The sequence below is a fragment of the Isoptericola sp. NPDC058082 genome (genome assembly GCF_042885055.1).
GTDB lineage: Bacteria > Actinomycetota > Actinomycetes > Actinomycetales > Cellulomonadaceae > Isoptericola.
This window is the reverse complement of the sequence record NZ_JBHVSQ010000004.1, coordinates 24,833-43,358: the sequence shown is the minus strand read 5'-3', so window position 1 is coordinate 43,358 and position 18,526 is coordinate 24,833. Positions and strand designations below refer to the sequence as shown.

Sequence of the window (18,526 nt, the reverse complement as noted above, 5' to 3'; positions counted from 1 at the left end):
GACTCCGCTCCTAGCGGGTTGTTGCTTCCCGGGGCCTTGTGGGGGCGCTGTCGCAGTACATACGCTCCCCCTCCTCCCCCCCCCCCCCACCCGGGGTGTCACTGCGCCTTGACGGTGTCCTGCACGTAGGCGAACCACTGGGCCGCGAACTGGTCCGCGTCGAGGTTGCCGTACTGCATCTCCTCGGACAGGCGCGCCATCTCGACCTCGATCTCGCCGTAGCCCTCGACCGGGACGGGGGCGGGCTCGGTGACGTCGTCGGCGTGGGTGTCCTCGTAGTCGAGCAGGCGGGAGTCGGGCGACCCGTCCTCGATCTTCATCGCGTCCTTCTGGGCGTCGGTGGCGGGCACACCCTTGCTGGTGCCGAAGATCTCGCCCACCTGCGGGTCGTTCGTCATGAAGTCGATGAACGCGGCCGCCGCGTCGGGGTGGGACGAGTTGGCGGACGCCGAGAGCATCACGCCGGAGTGCCAGTACATCTTCTTGCCGTCGTCACCCGTGGGGATGGGCATGAGCTCGAGGTCCTCGCTGCCGAGCTCCGCGGTGTAGTTGGGCATCAGGGTGTCCCAGTTCGCCTCGGCCACGACCTCGGCGGAGTTCAGGCCCGTCTTGGGCTCGAGCTGGGCCGCTCGCTTCGCCGGGAAGAAGGCCTGGGACTCGCGCAGGGGGGCCCACAGGTCGGTCCAGGCCTGCACGTCCTCCTGGGTGAACGCGATCTGGCCGTCGTCGGTGAAGGGTGCCTTGCCCTGCTGCACCAGCCACTGCAGGAACCACGGGTTGTTCCCCGTCATGTCGCCCACGGGGTACACCTGCGGGTCGTGCTTCGCGCCCGCCTCGGCGACGTCCGCGAACCACTGGACCAGGTCGTCCCAGGTGTAGCCCTCGGCCGGGGGCTCCATGCCCAGCTCCTTGAGGAGCTTCGCGTTGTAGATGATCGACTGGGTGTTGAGGCTGACGGGGACGGCGTAGGTCTTGCCCTCGATCTGACCCGATGCGAGCGCGGTGTCGTCCACGCCGCCGGTGTCGAGGTTGACGCCCACCTGGCCGTCGAGCTCGGCGAGCTGGCCCGTGGCGCCGTACTGCCGCACGTAGCCCGCGTCCATCTGGACGACGTCGGGCAGGGCGCTGCCCGCCGCCTCGGTGGAGCGTGCCGTCCAGTAGTCGTCCCAGGACTGGAACTGCGTCTGGATGGTGATGTTCGGGTGCTTCTCCTCGAAGGCGTCGATCGCCTTCTCGTACCTCGCGGCCCGGTCGTCGTTGCCCCACCACGCGAAGGACAGCGTGATGTCCTCGTCCGTGGAGACCTTGGCGGCCGGGCCGGCGTCGGCCCCGCCGTTCCCACAGGCGGCGGTCAGGCCGACCGTGACGGCGATGGCGGCGACGGCGCCGGAGAGTCGTGCGAGCTTCATGGTGTTCCTCCGTCCCGCAGCACTGCGGGGGTCGGGCCTGGGCGGTCGTGCCCGCCGCGGCTGGTCGGTGTGTGATGGGTGGTGCAGGCGCGGGCGTCAGCCCTTGAGGCCTTGGGTGGCGACGCCGTCGACGATGTAGCGCTGGAAGAGGATGAAGAAGATCATCACGGGCAGCAGGGCCAGGACGGCCATGGCCATCTGGGCGCCGTAGTCGGACACCGAGGTCTGGTCGACGTAGAGGCGTAGCGCGATGGGCAGGGGGTACAGGTCGGGCTTCTTGAGGTAGAGCAGCGGGCCGAGGAAGTCGTTCCAGGACCAGATGAACGCGAAGATCGAGCTGGTGATGATGGCGGGGCGCATCAGCGGCAGCATGATCGAGCCGAAGATACGCCCGTGGCCGGCGCCGTCGATGCGGGCTGCCTCGTCCAGCTCGCGGGGCAGGTTCCGCATGAACTGGACCATGAGGAACACGAAGAACGCCTCGCCGGCGAGGAACTTCGGTGCAAGCAGGGGGATGAACGTGTTCACCATGCCGAGCTCGTTGAACATGATGTATTGCGGGATGATCACGACGTGGAACGGCAGCAGCAGCGTGCCGATCATGATCGCGAAGAAGATGCCCCGGCCGGGGAAGTCGATCCGCGCGAACGCGTACGCCGCCACGGTCGAGGACAGGATCACCCCGACCACCGAGGCGACCGCGAGGATCATGGAGTTGCCGAAGAAGGTCCAGAACCCGACCCCCCCGATCCCGGACAACGCGGTCGCGAAGTTGGACAGCGACAGGTTGTCCGACCAGAGGCTGATGTTCCCGATGATCTCGTTGGACGGCTTGAACGAGCTCATGAGCATCCACGCGGCCGGGTACAGCACCACGATCGTGCACACGACCATGAAGGCGTGGAACCCGACCGACCGGACACCCCGACGACGCTTCGCGGCCTTGCGCAGGGACGTGTCGACCGGCCCGGCCGGGCGGGACGACCCGCCCCCGGTGGCGATTCCTGTGGCGGCCGCCTGGTTCGACAGCGGCGGTGTCGTGATGTGCGCGCTCATCGGTTGTCTCCGGAGTAGTGGACCCAGGCGTTGGACGTCTTGAACAAGATCGCGGTGATCACGCCGACCACGACGACCAGGACCCAGGCCATGGCCGAGGCGTACCCCATGTCGAACTGCGCGAAGCCCTTGATGTACAGGTACAGCGTGTAGAACAGGGTCGAGTCCGCCGGACCGCCCGTGCCGCCGGAGATGATGAACGCCGACCCGAACACCTGGAACGCGCCGATGGTCTCCAGCAGCAGGTTGAAGAACAGCACCGGGGACAGCATCGGGATCGTGATCCGCCAGAACTTGCGGACCGGGCCCGCACCATCCACCGCGGCCGCCTCGTACAGCTCGGCCGGGATCTGCTTCAACCCCGCGAGGAAGATGACCATCGGGGCGCCGAACGTCCACACCGCGAGCAGCACGAACATCGGCATCGTCTTGGACGGGTCACCCACCCACCCCCCGGCCGGCAGCCCGAACAGCTGCTGGATCCGGTCCACGATGCCGTCATCGATGAACATCGCCTTCCACACGATCGCGATCGACACGCTCGCGCCGATCAGGCTCGGGGCGTAGAAGATCGACCGGTACGCACCCTGGCCCCGGTGCTTCATGTTCAGCACCATCGCGACCAACAACGCCGCCGCGAGCTTGATCGGCGTGCCGACCAGCACATAGATCGCGGTCACCTTCGCCGACGTCCAGAACCGGGGGTCCTCGAACAACTTCACGAAGTTGTCGATCCCGACCCACGACGGCGGCCGGAACAAGTCATAGTCCGTGAACGCCAGATACAACGACGCCACCATCGGGAACGCCGTCAACACCACAAAACCCACCAACCACGGCGACAAGAACGCGAACCCCGCACCAGCCTCACGCCGGCGCTTGGCCACGCCTCGTGCGCGGTCCCGGCGGGGCGCGTCGGGTATCGCCGTCATCGGCTCACCGGTCACGGTCACAGAGCATCCGATCTCTCGGGGGTCGTCCTCGACCCGTGGTGCAACGTTGCGGTCTAACGTTGGATCACGATGAACTACGGAAGGCGTCGCCGTCAAGGGGTGACGCGCGGACCGGCCCAGGCCGGTAGGTGCGAGGGGGACGAGTGGTCGAGCAGGGCACGACGGACGGCGCGAGCCGGGGCGCGGGTCGCGGACGGGTCAGGTCGCCGGGGATCAAGGACGTCGCGGCGGCGGCCGGGGTCTCGTGGAAGACGGTCTCGAACGTCGTGAACGGCACGGGGCGCGTCGGGGAGGCCACCCGTGCGCGGGTGGAGGGGGTCATCGCGGACCTCGGATACCGTCCGAGCCTCGCGGGCCGGCAGCTGAGGCAGGGGCGGACCAGGACCTTCGCCCTGGCGGTGCCGTGGATCCACGCGCCGTACTTCGCCGAGCTGGCGCACGTCATGATCGAGGTCGCCGGGGGCCGGGGGTATCGCGTGCTCATCGAGGAGACCCGTGGTGACCGGGACGTCGAGCTCGAGGTCGCGCGAGGGTTCGCCGTCCACGCGATCGACGGGATCGTCTTCTCGCCGCTGGCTCTCGGGCCGGCGGAGATCTCGGGGCTGCGAGGCGCGACGCCGATGGTGCTCCTGGGCGAGCGGGACGACCCCGGGCTGGCCGGTGGCCGGCGTACCGACCACGTGAGCATCGACAACGTAGGGGCGGCAGAGGAGGTCACGCGGCACCTGGTCGCGTCGGGCCGCAGGCGGCTCGGCTTCCTGGGGGCGGAGCCCGAGGCGCTCGCCCGGACCGGTGCGCCCCGGTTGCGGGGGTTCCGGGCGGCGTGCGCGGAGGCGGGGATCGAGGTCGACGAGCGCTGGATCCTGCCGGGCGGCCGGTTCTCGCGCGCGGACGGCGCCGCTGCCGTCGAGAGCGTGCTCGCCCGCACCGGGGAGATCGACGGCCTCGTGTGCGCCAACGACGAGCTGGCGCTGGGCGCCGTGTTCGCGCTGCGCACCAACGGGATCGGCGTGCCTGACGACGTGGCGGTCACGGGCTGGGACAACACGGAGGACGGGCGGTACGCGAACCCGTCGCTGACGACGGTGGCGCCCGACGTCCGGGCGATCGCGGAGGCGGCCGTGGACCGGCTCGTGCGCCGGATCGACCCGGCCGCCGGCCCGGACCTCGACGCGGCCGCGCAGGGCGACGGGGGCTCGGACGTCGTGGACCTGGTGGTGCCGCACCGGCTTCTGATGCGCGAGAGCACGCGCGCGGGCCGGTGATGATTCAACGTTGCATCCAGAGGTGATCCTGTGATCCACTCAGTGGCAGCGGCGAGGGTGAATCGGCCCCGACCGCCCTCTCGACGACGATGCAACGGAGCCCGCCGATGCCTTTCCTGCCCCTCCTCGACCCGCCGTCCGCCCCGGACGGCATCGACGTCCCTCGCCCCGAGTACCCGCGCCCGCAGGTGGTGCGCGAGCGCTGGCTGAACCTCAACGGCACCTGGCAGTTCGAGCTGGACCGTGGCGACTCCGGGCTCGAGCGCGGGCTGCGCGACCGGGAGCTCACCGGCACCATCACCGTGCCGTTCGCCCCGGAGTCGGAGCTGTCCGGGATCGGGGACACGGACTTCCTGGAGGCGGTCTGGTACCGCCGTGAGGTGACCGTCCCGGCCGAGTGGGCCGCGGTCGCCGGCGACGACACCCACGTGCTGCTGCACTTCGGCGCCGTCGACCACGACACCACCGTGTGGGTGGACGGCACCGAGGTGGTGCGCCACCGCGGAGGGTTCTCGCCCTTCACCGCCGACCTGCACGGCGTGGCGGCGCCCGGCGACACCGTGACCGTCGTCGTGCGGGCCCGCGACCCCCGCGACGCCCGGCAGGCCCGCGGCAAGCAGGCCACCTGGTACGCGAACACCCACTGCCAGTACACGCGCACCACGGGCATCTGGCAGACGGTGTGGCTGGAGCCCGTGCCGGGCGCCCACCTGCGCCGCCCGCGCGTCACGCCGCACGTGGCGAGCAGCGCGTTCGACGTCGTCCTGCCGCTGACGGCGAACCGCCCCGGCCACACCGTCACCGCGACGCTCACCGACGCGGACGGCGTCGTGGCCACCGAGACGGCGCACGCCGACGTCGACCTCGCGCCGGCGCTTCGCGTCGTCGTTCCCGAGGGTCGCGTGCGGCTCTGGGGCCCGGGGGACCCGCACCTGTACGGCCTGCGGGTGGAGCTGCGCGACGGTGACGGCGCGCTCGTCGACGCCGTGGAGTCCTACGCCGGCCTGCGGTCCGTCGCGATCGACGGCCAGGCCGTGAAGATCAACGGCCGTGCCGTGTTCCAACGCCTCGTGCTCGACCAGGGGTACTGGCCCGAGTCGCTCATGACGGCGCCGTCCGACGCCGCGCTCGTGCGCGACATCGAGCTCGGCCTCGAGGCCGGGTTCAACGGCGCGCGCCTGCACCAGAAGGTCTTCGAGGAGCGGTTCCTGTTCCACGCCGACCGCCTCGGCTACCTCGTGTGGGGCGAGTTCGGCGACTGGGGCGTGAGCGGGCAGGGCACCGTCGGCCACAACCAGCAGCCCACGGCGTCGTTCACCACCCAGTGGCTCGAGGTGCTGGAGCGCGACCACTCGCACCCGTCGATCATCGGCTGGTGCCCGCTCAACGAGACGCACCAGGACCTGCACGACCGGATGACCGTGCTCGACGACGTCACCCGCGGCATGTTCCTCGCCACCAAGCTCGCGGACCCCTCGCGGCCCGTCATCGACGCCAGCGGGTACGCGCACCGGGTGCTCGAGACCGACGTCTGGGACTCCCACAGCTACGAGCAGGACCCGGAGCGGTTCGCGCGCCAGATGGCCGGGCTGGCCGACGGCGCGCCGTACGAGAACCGGCGCGAGGACGCAGCGATGTCCGTGCCGTACCGGGGGCAGCCCTACTTCGTCTCCGAGTACGGCGGCATCTGGTGGAACCCGGAGGCGGCGGCCGCCGCGGCGGGGAACGACACCGCCGAGTCGTGGGGCTACGGCCAGCGCGTCGCGGACGAGGAGGAGTTCCACGCCCGGTTCCGCGGCCTCACCGAGGTGCTGCTCGGCGACCCGCTGATGTTCGGTTACTGCTACACCCAGCTCACCGACGTGTTCCAGGAGCAGAACGGCGTGTACCGCTTCGACCGGTCCGAGAAGCTCGACGTCGCCCGCGTCCGCGAGGTGCAGCAGCAGGTCGCCGCCGTCGAGGAGGCGGACCGCGCGGCGGTCTGACGCACGGACCGACCCCGACGACGGCCCGGGCTACTTGTCCCAGGCCGTCGTCGGCGGCAGGCCGCGGGCCGCGCGCTCGGCGTTGAGGAGCTCCTCGACGAGCGCCCGCTTGCCGGCGGTGTACTCCCGCCCGTCGGTGAGCTCCGCCGCCAGGCGGGTCTTGAGCTCGCCGTACCGGCGCCGCGCCGTCGCGTCGTGGAGCAGCCTGTCGCGGAACAGCCGTTGGGGGCACGTCTCCCAGACGTCGTGGGCGAAGACGTGCAGGATGTGGGTGCGCGCGCCGTCGTGCTCGCGCACGTACACGCCGTGGTTCCTCGGTCCGTGCGCGATCCGACCGTAGGCGAGCGGCGCGACGTCCGGCCCCAGTCCGAACGGGTCGACGTCGGGAGCCGCGCGCGCGGCGAGGTCGAGGATCGGCTTGGCCACCAGTCCCGGCACCGCGGTGCTGCCGATGTGCTCGACCGTCGTCACCCGGTCGTCCAGGGCCGCCCGGAGTCGCGCGGCCTCGGCACGGAACTCGTCGGCGAACTCCGGGCGGTGGGCGGCGAGGGTGATCATCGTGCCGACTCTAGAGCGGTCCAATTCGGTGGAGAAGGCGTCCAGGGTGTGCGAGGTTCCTCGTGCGACGACCGTCGCCGCAGGACATCGGCACCTCGAGGGAGAGACATGACGAGCAGGTTCACCGAGCTGACCGTCGACTGCCACGACCCGGAACGGCTCGCGGCGTTCTGGTGCGCCGTCCTGGACTTCACGGTGCTCGACCGGAGCGACGACATGGTCGAGATCGCCTCCTGGGAGCCGACCGTCGAGGACATCCAGGCCCGTCAGATGCCGCCGACGATCGTGTTCACCCGGGTGCCGGAGGGCAAGAGCGTGAAGAACCGCCTCCACCTGGACGTGAGCCCGGTCGACCGCAGCACCGCCGACGAGGTGGCCCGGCTGCTCGACCTCGGCGCCACCCGGGCGGACGTCGGCCAGGGCGCCGACCGGACCTGGGTGGTCATGGCCGACCCCGAGGGCAACGAGTTCGACGTCCTGCGCACCCTCGCGCCCTCCGACTCCTGACCGACGAGAGGACTGCCGTCGCGATGCCGCCCGTCCTGCCCGATCCCACGGTGCTCCACCCGATGCCCGAGCACCCGCGTGTCGTCCTGCTCAAGCCGCTCGTGGCCTCGCCGCTGATCGAGGTCGGGGACTTCTCCTACTACGACGACCCCGACGACCCGACGGCGTTCGAGACCCGCAACGTGCTCTACCACTACGGCCCCGAGCGGCTCGTGATCGGCCGGTACTGCGCGCTGGGCACCGGCACCCGGTTCATCATGAACGGCGCCAACCACCGCATGGACGGCCCCTCCACGTTCCCGTTCCCCACGATGGGGGGCGCGTGGGCGGAGCACTTCGACCTCATCACCGGCCTGCCCGGACGCGGGGACACGGTGGTGGGCCACGACGTCTGGTTCGGCCACGGGGCCACGGTCATGCCCGGTGTCCGCATCGGTCACGGCGCGATCGTCGCGGCCGGTGCCGTGGTCACCCGGGACGTGCCCGACTACGGGATCGTCGGCGGCAACCCCGCCCGGCTGCTGAGGACCCGGTACGACGCCGACGACGTCGCGCGGCTCCTCGCCGTGGCGTGGTGGGACTGGCCGGTGGAGCACGTCACCAGGCACGTGCGGACGATCATGTCGGGCACGGTCTCCGAGCTCGCGGCGGCGGCGCCGGCGGCCTAGCCCAGCGCCGACAGCCCGAAGGCGGTCGCGAAGCCGAGCACGGTGACGAGCCCGGTGACCGGGCCACCGAACTCGGTGGCCTCGGGGATCATCGTGTCGACCAGCATGGTGAGCAGCGCGCCGGCGGCGAAGGCCTGCACGACGGCGATGGTCACCGGGTCGGCGGTGCCCAGCGCCGCGTAGCCGACGCCCGCGGCGACCGCGGAGACCAGGGTGGTGCCGCCCCACAGCAGCGCCAGCCGGGCGGTGGACGTGCCCGCCTGGCGCAGCCCGACGGTGGCGGACATCGCCTCGGGCAGGTTGGAGATGAACACGGCGGCGAGGACCGCGACGCTCACCCCGCCACCCCCGACCAGGGTCGAGCCCAGCACCACCGACTCGGGGATGCCGTCCAGCACGGTGCCCAGCGCGATCGCGCCGCCCGACCCCTCCGACTGCGCGCCCGTGGACCGCTTGCGGTCCCGTCCTCCGCGCCGGTCGATGAGCAGGTCGCCGACGAAGAACGTCAGCGCACCGGCGGCCAGCCCCGCGAGCAGCACCCAGCCGCTCGCCGCCCGCGAGGCGTCCTCGACCAGGTCGTACGCGACGGCGCTGATGAGCACGCCCGCGCCGAACGCCATGATGAGGCCCGTGAGCCGCCGGCTCGGCGTCCGCCACAGCACGAGGGCGGCGCCGATCAGCAGCGACGAGCTGCCCAGCAGGCCCCACCAGAACCCGGTCATGCGGACATTGGACCAGGTGGCACGGTCGGCCGCCCGTCCACCCGACCGAGCCCTCGGGTGCGTCGCGCGGCCGGTGCTGCGAGCATCGCCGGATGGACCTGAAGGAGCTCGTGCGACCGGAGCCCACGTCGATGCCTCGCCGGATCGGGAGGGTCGCGCTCGGCGTGGCGCTCGCCGGGGCCGGCATCACCCACCTCACGGTCGCCCGCGAGGAGTTCCGGGCCCAGGTCCCCGCCTGGTTCCCGGTCGACGAGGACGTCACCGTCCTCGCGTCCGGGGCCGTGGAGATCGTGCTGGGCGGGTCGCTCGTGGCGCTCGCCCGGTGGAAGGTCGCGGTGGGACTGGTCGTCGCAGCCTTCTTCGTCGTGATCTTCCCCGGGAACGTCGGCCAGTGGCTCGAACGGAAGGACGGGTTCGGCCTCGACACCGACGCCAAGCGGTTCGCCCGGCTGTTCTTCCAGCCGGCTCTCGTCGCGCTCGCGCTCTGGTCGACGGGGGCGTTCGCCGCCCTACGCCGCGCCGCCCGCCACTGACCGGTGGCCCGTGACCACCGGGCACGTCGCGAGGTGGTCGTCCACGAGCCCGCAGGCCTGCATGGCCGCGTACGCCGTCGTCGGGCCGAAGAAGCGGAACCCCTCCTTCTTGAGGGTCTTGGCCATGGCCTTCGACTCGTCGGTCATGGCGGGCACCGTCTGCCAGGACGCGAGTCGTGCCACGCGCGGCTCCGGCGCGAACGACCAGAACAGCTCGTCGAGCGTGCGGCCGTCGTCGTGCAGGGCGAGCACGGCGCGGGCGTTGCCGATCGTGGCCTCGATCTTCTGCCGGTTGCGGATGATCCGGGCGTCGCCGAGCAGGCGCTCGACGTCGTCGGGGGTGAGGGCCGCGACCTTCTCCGGCTCGAACCCGGCGAACACCTCCCGGAACGCGGGGCGCTTGCGCAGCACGGTGATCCACGACAGGCCGGACTGGAAGCCCTCCAGCGCGATCCGCTCCAGCAGCGCGGCCTCGCCGTGCACGGGCACGCCCCACTCGGTGTCGTGGTACGCCTCGTACAGGGGGTCGCCGTCGCCGAAGCACCGGGCGGCGGGGGTGGTCGTCGTCATGCCCCCAGCCTGCCCGGTGCTCCCGACACCCGGCCGCGGTCGTCCACAGGCCCGCGTGGTCCGTTCAGCCCTTGACCGACCCGGACATCAGTCCGCCCATGAAGTACCGGCCCAGCAGCACGTACACGAGCAGCGTGGGCAGCGAGGCGAACAGCGCGCCCGCCATGGAGACGCCGTAGTCCTGCAGCAGCGCGCCGTTGGCGAGGTTGTTCAGCGCGAGGGTCACGGGCCCGTTCTGGCTGGACGAGAAGAACACGGCGAACAGGAAGTCGTTCCACGCCGACGTGAACTGCCAGATGAGCACGACGACGAAGCTCGGCACGGAGATCGGCAGCACGATCCACGCGTACGTGCGCAGCATGCCCGCGCCGTCGACGCGCGCCGCCTCGACCAGCTCCTGCGGCACGGTCATGTAGTAGTTGCGGAAGATCAGCGTCGTGATGGGGATGCCGTAGACGACGTGCAGCAGGATCAGGGCCGGGACGCCGCTCGGTACGCCCAGCCCGAGCACCAGCTGGTTCAGCGGGATCATCACCGCCTGGTACGGGATGAACATGCCGAACAGGATCAGCGTGAACACGAGGTCGGCGCCGGGGAACCGCCACCGCGACAGCACGAACCCGTTGAGCGACCCGAGGAAGGCCGAGATCAGCGCGGCCGGCACCACCATCTGCACCGTGCGCGCGATGGCGGGCGAGAGCGTGGACCACGCCGTCTCCCAGTTGGCCGTGGTCCACACCTGCGGCAGGTTCCACGCCCGGGTCGGGGCGGCGTCGCCCGGGCCCTTGAAGCTGGTCACGAGCAGCACGTACACCGGCACCAGCACCACGAGCACGAAGAGCAGCAGCACCAGGTAGCGCAGCGTGCGGCCCACGGTGAAGCGGCCCCGCGGCGCGGCACGGCGGCCGAGGTCGATGGGGCGTCCGGCCTCCTCGACGACGGCGGTCATCGCTTGTCCTGCCGGTGGGTGTGGACCAGGTACGGCACGATGACGATCGCCACGATGACCAGCAGGATCGTGCCGACGGCGGCCGCGTTGGCGTAGTCGAAGGCCGACTTGAACACGTACATGTCCACGGCGGGCACCTTGGTCTGGTAGTTCGCCGGCTTGGAGATCGACATGATGAGGTCGAACGCCTTGAGCGACATGTGGCCGATGATGATGAGCGCTGACAGCGCGATGGGCGACAGCTGCGGGAACAGCACGTGCCGGTACAGCTTCCACTCGCTCGCGCCGTCCACCCGGGCGGCCTCGCGCAGCTCGACGGGGATGCCGCGGAAGCCCGCGAGGAACAGCGCCATCACGTACCCCGAGAGCTGCCAGATCGCGGGGATCGCGATGGCGACGATGCCCACGGACACGTTGTTCCACCAGTTGTTCTGCAGCGCGTCCAGCCCGATCATCTGGAACAGCCGGTTGAGGCCCGACGCCTGCTCGCCCTGGTTGGAGTTGAGCAGCCACCGCCACACCACGCCCGACGCGATGAACGAGACCGCCATGGGGAACAGGTAGATCGACCGGAAGAACCCCTCGCCCCGCAGCGGCTTGTCGAGCAGCCAGGCCCACAGGAAGCCGATGATCATCGTGCCCACCAGGAACACCACGGTGTAGAGCACGAGGTTCGTCAGCGAGTGCTGGAACTCGTCGCTGGCCAGCAGGTCGAGGTAGTTGCGCAGCCCGACGCCCGTCGTCGGCGCCTGGCCCGTCGCCTGGGCGGCGGTGTGGTTGTCGGTCGCGGACTGGCGCGCGTTCGCCACGATGAGGCCGTAGACGAACACCCCGACCAGGACGAGGGAGGGCAGCAGCAGGAGCAGGGGCGCGCCGGCGCGGCGGACCGCCCGGCGCACCCCCGTCCGCCTGCGCGTGGCGGCGGGCATCGCGCCTCAGCCGGCGACCGCGGCGGCCAGCTCCGACTGGAACGTCGCCAGGTCCGACGCCCCCGAGGTGAACTTGCTCGTGGCGTCCGTGATGGCCGTCGAGATCGCCACCGGGACGGCGGCACCGTGCGCCAACGAGGACACGATGGTGTCGCTCTTGAACGCCTCCGCGGCGGACTGCTGGTACTCGCCGAAGGTCGACATGTCGATGTCGGTGCGGGCCGGGATGGAGCCCTTGGCCTTGTTGAACGCCTCCTGCCCCTCGGCCGAACCCACCGTCTCGAGCCACGCCTTGGCCCCGCCGGGGTGCGGGGCGCCCACCGGCAGCGTGAACGAGTCGGCGAGGAAGTCGAAGACGCCGTCCGTGCCCGGCACGGCGTACGCCGAGTAGTCGGTGCCGAGCTCCTGCTTCTGCTCCACGTACGACGCCTCCGCCCAGTCGCCCATCACGGTGAACCCGGCCTTGCCGTCGATGACGAGCTGCTGCGACTCCGGCCAGTCGAGGCCGTCCCGGTCGGTGTTCGTGTAGCCCATGAGCGTCTCGAAGTCCTCCAGCGCCGCCTTGACCTCGGGGCCGCTCCAGTCGGTGGAGCCGTCCCACAGCCCGGAGTAGCCTTCGGCACCCAGGTCGGACAGCAGCACCGTCTCGAGGAGCTGCACCTGCGTCCACGCCTGCGCGATCGCGAGCGGCGTGACGCCCGCGTCCTTCAGCTTGGCCAGGTCGTCCATCCACGACGAGAGGTCGGGGTAGGTGGCGTCCGGGTCGAGACCGGCGTCGGTGAGCACCTGCCGGTTGGTCCACACCACGTTGGCGCGGTGGATGTTCGACGGGATCGAGTAGATCTCGCCGTCGTCGGCCTTCAGCCGGTCCACGAGGTCGGGCGGGAAGGCGTCGGTCAGCCCGAACTCGTCGTAGAGGTCGGAGACGGGCTCGATCTGCGCGGCGTCGATGTAGTCCTGCAGCTCCGCGCCCGCGTGGGCCTGGAAGGTGTCCGGCGGGTCCTGCGCCTGCAGGCGGGTCTGCAGCAGGTCCTTCGCCTGCGACCCTGCGCCGCCGGCCACGGCCCCGTTGACGAACGTCACGTCCGGGTGCTGCTCGTCGAACACCTTGACCAGCGCGTCCAGGCCGGCCTTCTCCGACCCGGCGGCCCACCAGGTGAACACCTCCACCTCGTCCGCGCCGCCGCTGCCGCTGCCGCCGCTCTCCGGTTCACCGCCGTTGCTGCCGCACGCGGCCAACGCCAACGCCGCCACGGCCGCGACCGCGGCGACCGCCGACGTCCTGGGAGCTCCTCGCATGTGCCTCACCCCTACGCCCTCGGGCCGGTGGGGGGTCGGTGCGCGCGGCACCGGCCTGGCGCGTCCTTGCGCCCCGGTCTCGCTCTCATCGCACGACCGGCGCGGTCACGGTGTCAAGGCACCCGGGGAACCTTCGCCCGAATCGTGACCGGAAGTCACCCGTCGGACATCGTCGTCGACGTACCGAAGAAGAGGGAGGAGACGCAGCCCCGGAACGCCGGGCTCGGGTGAACTCCGGGACGCTAGGCTCCCGGGCCGTGACCTCAGAGCTGACGATCCACACCGCCGGCGACGCCGCCTCCCCCACGGTCGTGGTGCTGCACGGCCTCACCGACGCGGGCGACAACTTCCCCGACCTGGTGCACCGCTGGCAGCAGGACTGGCGCATCGTCGCGCCGAGCATGCGCGGCCACGGCACGTCGCCACGGTTCCGCGACGACGAGCTGGGCGGCACGGCCGAGCTGATGCTCGCCGACGTGCTCGCCGTCCTCGACGACCAGCCGGAGCCCGTCGTGCTGCTGGGGCACTCGATGGGCGGCGCGCTCGCGCTGCGCGCGGCGGTCGCCCGGCCGGCGGCGGTGCGCGCGCTGGTGCTCGAGGACCCGCCGCGTGCGGACGGCGGCGCCAGCCCGGCCGAGCACGCCGCCGGGTTCCTCGCGTTCGTCGAGGGCGTGAGCGCGCGTGTCGCGCACGGCGAGCTCGACGCGCTCGTCACGGAGAGCGCGTGGAGCCCGCCCGAGGCCCGGGCCTGGGCGCGGTGCAAGCCGCAGGTCCAGCGCGACTACCTGCGCCGGGGGCTGCACCTCGGTCGCGAGAGCTGGGCCGACCTCGTGTCCCGGCTGACGGTGCCGACCCTGCTGGTCCTGCCCGACCGGGACAGCGTCGGCCCGGCGCCCGACGAACCCGGCCCGACCAACCCGCTGCTGCGCACCGTCGTCGTCGCCGACGCCGGCCACTGCGTGCGCCGCGACCAGCCCGACGCCTACTTCGAGGCGGTCGAGGGCTTCCTGGCCTCCGCCCTCTCCTGACGGTTCCGGCGCCGGTTCCGGCGCTCATCCCCGCGACAGCACCAGCGCGGCGCTGTGCCCGCCGAAGCCGAAGGCGTCGACGAGCGCGTGCCGCGCCGTCGTCGTCCGGGGAGCGGTGACGACGTCGAGGTCGACGGCCGGGTCGGGGTCGTCGAGGTTGATGGTCGGCGGCACGACGCCGTCGCGCAGCGCCAGCAGCGCGACCAGCGCGCCCAGGGCGCCGGACGCCCCGAGCAGGTGACCCGTGGACGCCTTCGTGGCGGTCACGGCAGGCGGGCTGCCGAGCGCGGCGCGCAGGGCCGCGGCCTCGTTGACGTCGCCCATCGGCGTGGACGTCGCGTGCGCGTGCACCAGCCCGACGTCGCCCGGTTCCAGGCCGGCGTCGCGCAGCGCGAGCGTGATGGTCCGGGCCTGGTTGGCCGGGTCGCCGCCGACGATGTCGAACGCGTCGGAGGTGAGGGACGCGCCGTCCACGGCCCCCAGGACCGTCGCGCCCCGCGCGCGGGCGTGCTCCTCGGCCTCGAGCACCACGAGCACGGCTCCCTCGCCCATGACGAAGCCGTCGCGGTGGACGTCGAACGGGCGCGAGGCGCGCAGCGGCTCGTCGTTGCGCGTCGACAGGGCGCGGACCCGGCCGAACCCGGTGAGGGACAGCGGCACGATGCTGGCCTCCGCCCCGCCGCACACGACGACGTCCGCCGCCCCCGAGCGGATCAGGTCGCGGCCCTGGGCGATCGCCTCCACCCCCGCGGCGCACGCGCTCACCGGGGCGCGGGCCCCGGCCTTGGCCCGCAGGTCGAGGGAGAGGTAGGCGGCCGGGCCGTTCGCCATCGCCATCGTGATGGTGTGCGGGGACACGCGGCGGTAGCCGGCCGTCCCGAGGACGTCCTGCATGGCGACGGTCGTCGCGATGCCGCCGTGCGCGGTGCCGACGGCCACGGCGACCCGGGTGGGGTCCACGTCCGGCGACCCCGCCGACGTCCAGGCCTCCCGGCCCGCGACCAGCGTCAGCTGCTCCACCCGGTCGCGAGCGCGGCGCTCGGGCACGCTCAGCCCGGCGGCGAAGGAGTCGTCCGCCCGCGCGGCGATGCGCACCGGCAGCGTGCCGGCCCACTCCTCCGTGATCGCGCCGGCACCGTTCGCACCGGCCCGCAGGGCCGCCCACGTCTCCTCGACCGTGCCGCCGACGGGCGTGACCGCCCCCGCTCCCGTGACCACCGTTCGTCGCACCCGCATGCACCTCGTCAGTCCGGTTGCCCCCTGCACCCGCACCGTGCGAGACCTTGTTGCGCGCAACTCTGCCCTGCCCGCCCGCGCGTCGCCCATGCAGGTCAGGCCTCGGCGCGGTTCCATGAGGGGACTGAAGGACGGCCAGGCCCGCGCGACGAGGCGAGGGGCACGGACGAACCGTGCGAGAGCACGATCCACGCGAGAGCACGATCCACTGCAGGATCCAGGAGGTCGCGATGAGCCAGACGATCGATCAGGCGGGCGGCGGGGCGGGCGGCACCGCCCCCGAACCGGGCCTCAAGCGGGTGATGGGGCGCAAGCTCCTGCTGCTCTTCATCGTCGGGGACATCCTCGGCACCGGCGTCTACGCCCTCACCGGGCAGGTCGCCGGCGAGGTGGGCGGCGCGGCCTGGGCGCCGTTCCTCATCGCGTTCCTGGTGGCGACCCTCACCGCGTTCTCGTACCTGGAGCTGGTCACCAAGTACCCCCAGGCCGCCGGCGCCGCGCTGTACACGCACAAGGCGTTCGGCATCCACTTCGTCACGTTCATCATCGCGTTCATGGTGATGTGCTCCGGCATCACGTCGGCGTCGACGGCGTCGAACGCGTTCGCGGGCTTCCTCAACGACGGCTTCGGGCTCGGCCTCGAGCCCGGCGGCTCCGGGCTGCTGCTCATCGCGCTCGGGTTCATGACCCTCGTCGCGCTGGTGAACTTCCGCGGCGTCGGCGAGAGCGTCAAGGCGAACGTGGTGCTCACTCTCGTGGAGCTGTCCGGCCTGCTCATGGTCATCTTCGTCGGAATGTGGGGCATGACCCAGGGGCGGGCGGACTTCTCCCGCGTGGTCGTCTTCGAGAGCGCCGACGACAAGAGCGTCTTCCTCGCCGTCACGGCGGCGACGACGCTCGCGTTCTTCGCGATGGTGGGCTTCGAGGACTCCGTGAACATGGCCGAGGAGTGCCGCGACCCCGTGAAGGACTTCCCGCGCACCATGCTCACGGGCCTGTCCATCACGGGGCTCATCTACGTGCTCGTCGCGATCACCGCGGTCGCGCTGGTGCCGGTCGGCGACCTGGCCGACGACTCGAAGGGGTCCGCCCTCACCCAGGTCGTGGCCGCCGGGGCGCCGGGCCTGCCGTTCGACACGATCTTCCCGTTCATCGGCATGTTCGCCGTCGCGAACTCCGCGCTGATCAACATGCTCATGGCGTCCCGCCTGCTGTACGGGCTGGCGCACCAGGGCGTGCTGCCGCGCAGCTTCGGCAGGGTGCACCGCACCCGCAAGACGCCGTGGGTGTCGATCATCGTCACCACGCTCATCTCGTTCGGGCTCATCATCTACGTGGTCCGTGCCAGCGCGACCGAGGCCGGCTCGGACGCGATCAGCCTGCTGGGCGGCACGACGTCGCTGCTGCTGCTCACCGTGTTCGCGGTGGTGAACGTGGCGCTGCTGGTGCTGCGCCGCAAGCCCGTGCAGCACGAGCACTTCCGCACCAAGACGTGGATCGCGCTGCTCGGCGCCGTCACCTGTGCCTTCCTCGCGGGTCCGTGGGCGCGCAACGAGGAGCAGCAGGAGCAGTACGTCATCGCCGGCGGGCTGCTCGCCGTCGGCATCGTGCTGTCGTTCGTCACCTGGCTGTACAACCGCACCGTGCGGCACGAGCCCACCGAGTTCGAGCACGTCGAGGAGCTCGACGAGGACCGGCCGCAGGCGGGCTACCCGAAGCGCTGACGGGCGCGTCCGGCGGTCGGCCGACTCAAGGAGTCACCCGGCCGTCGACGCCGTGCTCGGCCAGCAGGTCGGCGAGCGCAGGGATGCCGTCGTCGACCGTCCAGCACACCGCCGCGAGACCGGCCGTGCGGGCGCCCTCGACGTTCGCCGGCCGGTCGTCGACGAACAGGATCGACGCGGGGTCCGCGCCGATCCGGCGTGCCGCCTCGACGAAGAACGCCGGGTCCGGCTTCGCGACGCCCAGGTCGTGGGAGTAGCAACTGACGTCGAACAGGTCGTCGTAGCCGAGCGTCCCGCGCAGGTAGGCCGCCCGGTGGCGGTCCTGGTTGGTGCCCAGGTGGATGCCGTAGCCGTTGCGCCGCAGGGCGTCGACGACCGCGAACGTCTGCGGCGCCGTCTCGACGCGGCACCAGACGTCGGCGAACACCTGCTCGACCGGCGCGGTCACGCCCTGCTCCGTGAGCACCTCGGCCAGCAGGAGCAGCAGGTCGCCCTCGCCTGCGAGCGTCGGCCGCTCGGCCTTCCACGCCCGGTGCACGACGTCGCGTGCACGCTCCCCGGCGTGCGGCTCCATCAGCGCGTACCACCCGCCGGGTACGACCTGCAGCACGTCGTCGGCGTCGAACAGCACGTGCCGGATCGGCGACTCCGCGACGGCGCGCAGCGACCCCGGGCTGGTGGGCGCCTGCACGAGGCCGTCGGGCAGCGGCGTCGGGTCGTGACGGACGTACGGCACGACGCCGACCTGGAGCTCGTCCTCGTACACGCGCGTGCCCGGGTCGGTGCTGCGCACGACGTCGACCGCGACGCCGTGCGCAGCCAGGATCGCGCACAGCCGGTCCACGCCGTCCTGCACGGCAACCGGGAGCGGGGTGCGGAACCATGTCACCGCGCCGACCGTGTTGCCGTCGGCGTAGAAGTCCGGGTTCTGCAGGTGCTCGAGGAACCAGTCGTGGAGGTCGAGATACTCCGCCACCTCCCCGTCGGTGAGTACGCCCGCACGACGGAGATGGTCGACGGCCACGAAGATCCCGACCTCGACACCCAGTCGGCCGCGGTAGGTCGCCTGGACACGGACGAAGGTCTCGGGGGTGCCCTCCGGGGTGCTCACGGACGGATCGTGGCAGGTCGCCGG

The 18,526-nt window shown here is 71.7% G+C and carries 18 protein-coding genes; 7 read left to right on the top strand and 11 right to left on the bottom strand.

The features are described 5' to 3' along the window. Positions 1-98 precede the first annotated feature (98 nt). From ACFVS0_RS07145 to ACFVS0_RS07135, 3 genes are all read right to left on the bottom strand, one after another. Positions 99-1,409, bottom strand: a complete 1,311-nt coding sequence (locus tag ACFVS0_RS07145) for an ABC transporter substrate-binding protein (RefSeq protein WP_430562619.1) — start codon at positions 1,407-1,409, stop codon at positions 99-101. Between the two features lie 96 nt (positions 1,410-1,505). Beyond that, the gene (locus ACFVS0_RS07140; protein ID WP_430587554.1) at positions 1,506-2,465 is read right to left on the bottom strand and encodes a carbohydrate ABC transporter permease; all 960 of its coding nucleotides are present in this window, start codon (positions 2,463-2,465) and stop codon (positions 1,506-1,508) included. After that, positions 2,462-3,397, bottom strand: a complete 936-nt coding sequence (locus ACFVS0_RS07135; RefSeq protein ID WP_430585734.1) for a carbohydrate ABC transporter permease — start codon at positions 3,395-3,397, stop codon at positions 2,462-2,464. Before ACFVS0_RS07135 ends, ACFVS0_RS07140 begins: the two co-directional genes overlap by 4 nt. 164 nt (positions 3,398-3,561) lie before the next feature. Here ACFVS0_RS07135 and ACFVS0_RS07130 point away from each other — a divergent pair, with 164 nt between their 5' ends. Then, the gene (locus ACFVS0_RS07130; RefSeq protein WP_430562617.1) at positions 3,562-4,683 is read left to right on the top strand and encodes a LacI family DNA-binding transcriptional regulator; all 1,122 of its coding nucleotides are present in this window, start codon (positions 3,562-3,564) and stop codon (positions 4,681-4,683) included. Positions 4,684-4,790: 107 nt separating this feature from the next. After that, positions 4,791-6,668, top strand: coding sequence for a glycoside hydrolase family 2 protein (locus ACFVS0_RS07125; protein WP_430587553.1), 1,878 nt, complete (start codon positions 4,791-4,793; stop codon positions 6,666-6,668). 30 nt (positions 6,669-6,698) lie between these two features. Here ACFVS0_RS07125 and ACFVS0_RS07120 read toward each other — a convergent pair whose 3' ends face one another. Further along, complete coding sequence (locus ACFVS0_RS07120) at positions 6,699-7,226, bottom strand: GrpB family protein (RefSeq protein WP_430550829.1); 528 nt, start codon at positions 7,224-7,226, stop codon at positions 6,699-6,701. Positions 7,227-7,334: 108 nt separating this feature from the next. Here ACFVS0_RS07120 and ACFVS0_RS07115 point away from each other — a divergent pair, with 108 nt between their 5' ends. Both ACFVS0_RS07115 and ACFVS0_RS07110 read left to right on the top strand, forming a co-directional pair. Beyond that, positions 7,335-7,733: a VOC family protein gene (locus ACFVS0_RS07115; RefSeq protein ID WP_430562615.1), complete on the top strand. Its 399-nt coding sequence runs from the start codon at positions 7,335-7,337 to the stop codon at positions 7,731-7,733. Positions 7,734-7,795: 62 nt separating this feature from the next. Next, complete coding sequence (locus tag ACFVS0_RS07110) at positions 7,796-8,401, top strand: CatB-related O-acetyltransferase (RefSeq protein WP_430587552.1); 606 nt, start codon at positions 7,796-7,798, stop codon at positions 8,399-8,401. On the opposite strand, the gene ACFVS0_RS07105 is transcribed toward ACFVS0_RS07110, so the two are convergent. Beyond that, a complete protein-coding gene (locus ACFVS0_RS07105) occupies positions 8,398-9,123 on the bottom strand; it encodes a ZIP family metal transporter (RefSeq protein WP_430550832.1) in 726 nt (241 codons plus the stop codon). The two genes, ACFVS0_RS07110 and ACFVS0_RS07105, sit on opposite strands and share 4 nt — an antisense overlap. Before the next feature lie 92 nt (positions 9,124-9,215). Here ACFVS0_RS07105 and ACFVS0_RS07100 point away from each other — a divergent pair, with 92 nt between their 5' ends. Beyond that, positions 9,216-9,656 carry a hypothetical protein gene (locus ACFVS0_RS07100; protein ID WP_430562613.1) on the top strand — a complete coding sequence of 147 codons (441 nt, stop codon included), beginning with the start codon at positions 9,216-9,218 and terminating at the stop codon, positions 9,654-9,656. Here the strand turns inward: ACFVS0_RS07100 and ACFVS0_RS07095 are convergent. The 4 genes from ACFVS0_RS07095 to ACFVS0_RS07080 all read right to left on the bottom strand — a co-directional run bounded on the left by ACFVS0_RS07095 (position 9,633) and on the right by ACFVS0_RS07080 (position 13,403). Then, on the bottom strand, positions 9,633-10,226 hold the full coding sequence (locus tag ACFVS0_RS07095) for a DNA-3-methyladenine glycosylase I (RefSeq protein WP_430587551.1): 594 nt from the start codon (positions 10,224-10,226) through the stop codon (positions 9,633-9,635). The genes ACFVS0_RS07100 and ACFVS0_RS07095 overlap by 24 nt on opposite strands. Positions 10,227-10,290: 64 nt before the next feature. Further along, the gene (locus ACFVS0_RS07090; protein ID WP_430587550.1) at positions 10,291-11,175 is read right to left on the bottom strand and encodes a carbohydrate ABC transporter permease; all 885 of its coding nucleotides are present in this window, start codon (positions 11,173-11,175) and stop codon (positions 10,291-10,293) included. Beyond that, positions 11,172-12,104, bottom strand: coding sequence for a carbohydrate ABC transporter permease (locus tag ACFVS0_RS07085; protein WP_430562610.1), 933 nt, complete (start codon positions 12,102-12,104; stop codon positions 11,172-11,174). The genes ACFVS0_RS07090 and ACFVS0_RS07085 overlap by 4 nt, the downstream gene beginning before the upstream one ends. A gap of 6 nt (positions 12,105-12,110) precedes the next feature. Next, positions 12,111-13,403 carry an ABC transporter substrate-binding protein gene (locus tag ACFVS0_RS07080; protein WP_430550837.1) on the bottom strand — a complete coding sequence of 431 codons (1,293 nt, stop codon included), beginning with the start codon at positions 13,401-13,403 and terminating at the stop codon, positions 12,111-12,113. A gap of 257 nt (positions 13,404-13,660) precedes the next feature. On the opposite strand from ACFVS0_RS07080, the gene ACFVS0_RS07075 reads away from it, so the two are divergent. Further along, on the top strand, positions 13,661-14,431 hold the full coding sequence (locus ACFVS0_RS07075; RefSeq protein WP_430587549.1) for an alpha/beta fold hydrolase: 771 nt from the start codon (positions 13,661-13,663) through the stop codon (positions 14,429-14,431). A gap of 24 nt (positions 14,432-14,455) precedes the next feature. Here ACFVS0_RS07075 and ACFVS0_RS07070 read toward each other — a convergent pair whose 3' ends face one another. Further along, positions 14,456-15,667: a beta-ketoacyl-[acyl-carrier-protein] synthase family protein gene (locus tag ACFVS0_RS07070; protein WP_430587548.1), complete on the bottom strand. Its 1,212-nt coding sequence runs from the start codon at positions 15,665-15,667 to the stop codon at positions 14,456-14,458. A gap of 230 nt (positions 15,668-15,897) precedes the next feature. Here ACFVS0_RS07070 and ACFVS0_RS07065 point away from each other — a divergent pair, with 230 nt between their 5' ends. Then, the gene (locus ACFVS0_RS07065; RefSeq protein WP_430550840.1) at positions 15,898-17,391 is read left to right on the top strand and encodes an APC family permease; all 1,494 of its coding nucleotides are present in this window, start codon (positions 15,898-15,900) and stop codon (positions 17,389-17,391) included. Positions 17,392-17,416: 25 nt separating this feature from the next. Here ACFVS0_RS07065 and ACFVS0_RS07060 read toward each other — a convergent pair whose 3' ends face one another. Further along, the gene (locus ACFVS0_RS07060) at positions 17,417-18,502 is read right to left on the bottom strand and encodes an HAD family hydrolase (protein WP_430587547.1); all 1,086 of its coding nucleotides are present in this window, start codon (positions 18,500-18,502) and stop codon (positions 17,417-17,419) included. Positions 18,503-18,526 lie beyond the last annotated feature (24 nt).

Coding starts and splice junctions, on each gene's coding strand:
- ACFVS0_RS07145 (WP_430562619.1), bottom strand. CDS start 1,409: ATGAAGCTCGCACGACTCTCCGGCGCCGTCGCCGCCATCGCCGTCACG.
- ACFVS0_RS07140 (WP_430587554.1), bottom strand. CDS start 2,465: ATGAGCGCGCACATCACGACACCGCCGCTGTCGAACCAGGCGGCCGCC.
- ACFVS0_RS07135 (WP_430585734.1), bottom strand. CDS start 3,397: ATGACGGCGATACCCGACGCGCCCCGCCGGGACCGCGCACGAGGCGTG.
- ACFVS0_RS07125 (WP_430587553.1), top strand. CDS start 4,791: ATGCCTTTCCTGCCCCTCCTCGACCCGCCGTCCGCCCCGGACGGCATC.
- ACFVS0_RS07120 (WP_430550829.1), bottom strand. CDS start 7,226: ATGATCACCCTCGCCGCCCACCGCCCGGAGTTCGCCGACGAGTTCCGT.
- ACFVS0_RS07115 (WP_430562615.1), top strand. CDS start 7,335: ATGACGAGCAGGTTCACCGAGCTGACCGTCGACTGCCACGACCCGGAA.
- ACFVS0_RS07110 (WP_430587552.1), top strand. CDS start 7,796: ATGCCCGAGCACCCGCGTGTCGTCCTGCTCAAGCCGCTCGTGGCCTCG.
- ACFVS0_RS07105 (WP_430550832.1), bottom strand. CDS start 9,123: ATGACCGGGTTCTGGTGGGGCCTGCTGGGCAGCTCGTCGCTGCTGATC.
- ACFVS0_RS07100 (WP_430562613.1), top strand. CDS start 9,216: ATGGACCTGAAGGAGCTCGTGCGACCGGAGCCCACGTCGATGCCTCGC.
- ACFVS0_RS07095 (WP_430587551.1), bottom strand. CDS start 10,226: ATGACGACGACCACCCCCGCCGCCCGGTGCTTCGGCGACGGCGACCCC.
- ACFVS0_RS07090 (WP_430587550.1), bottom strand. CDS start 11,175: ATGACCGCCGTCGTCGAGGAGGCCGGACGCCCCATCGACCTCGGCCGC.
- ACFVS0_RS07085 (WP_430562610.1), bottom strand. CDS start 12,104: ATGCCCGCCGCCACGCGCAGGCGGACGGGGGTGCGCCGGGCGGTCCGC.
- ACFVS0_RS07080 (WP_430550837.1), bottom strand. CDS start 13,403: ATGCGAGGAGCTCCCAGGACGTCGGCGGTCGCCGCGGTCGCGGCCGTG.
- ACFVS0_RS07070 (WP_430587548.1), bottom strand. CDS start 15,667: ATGCGGGTGCGACGAACGGTGGTCACGGGAGCGGGGGCGGTCACGCCC.
- ACFVS0_RS07065 (WP_430550840.1), top strand. CDS start 15,898: ATGAGCCAGACGATCGATCAGGCGGGCGGCGGGGCGGGCGGCACCGCC.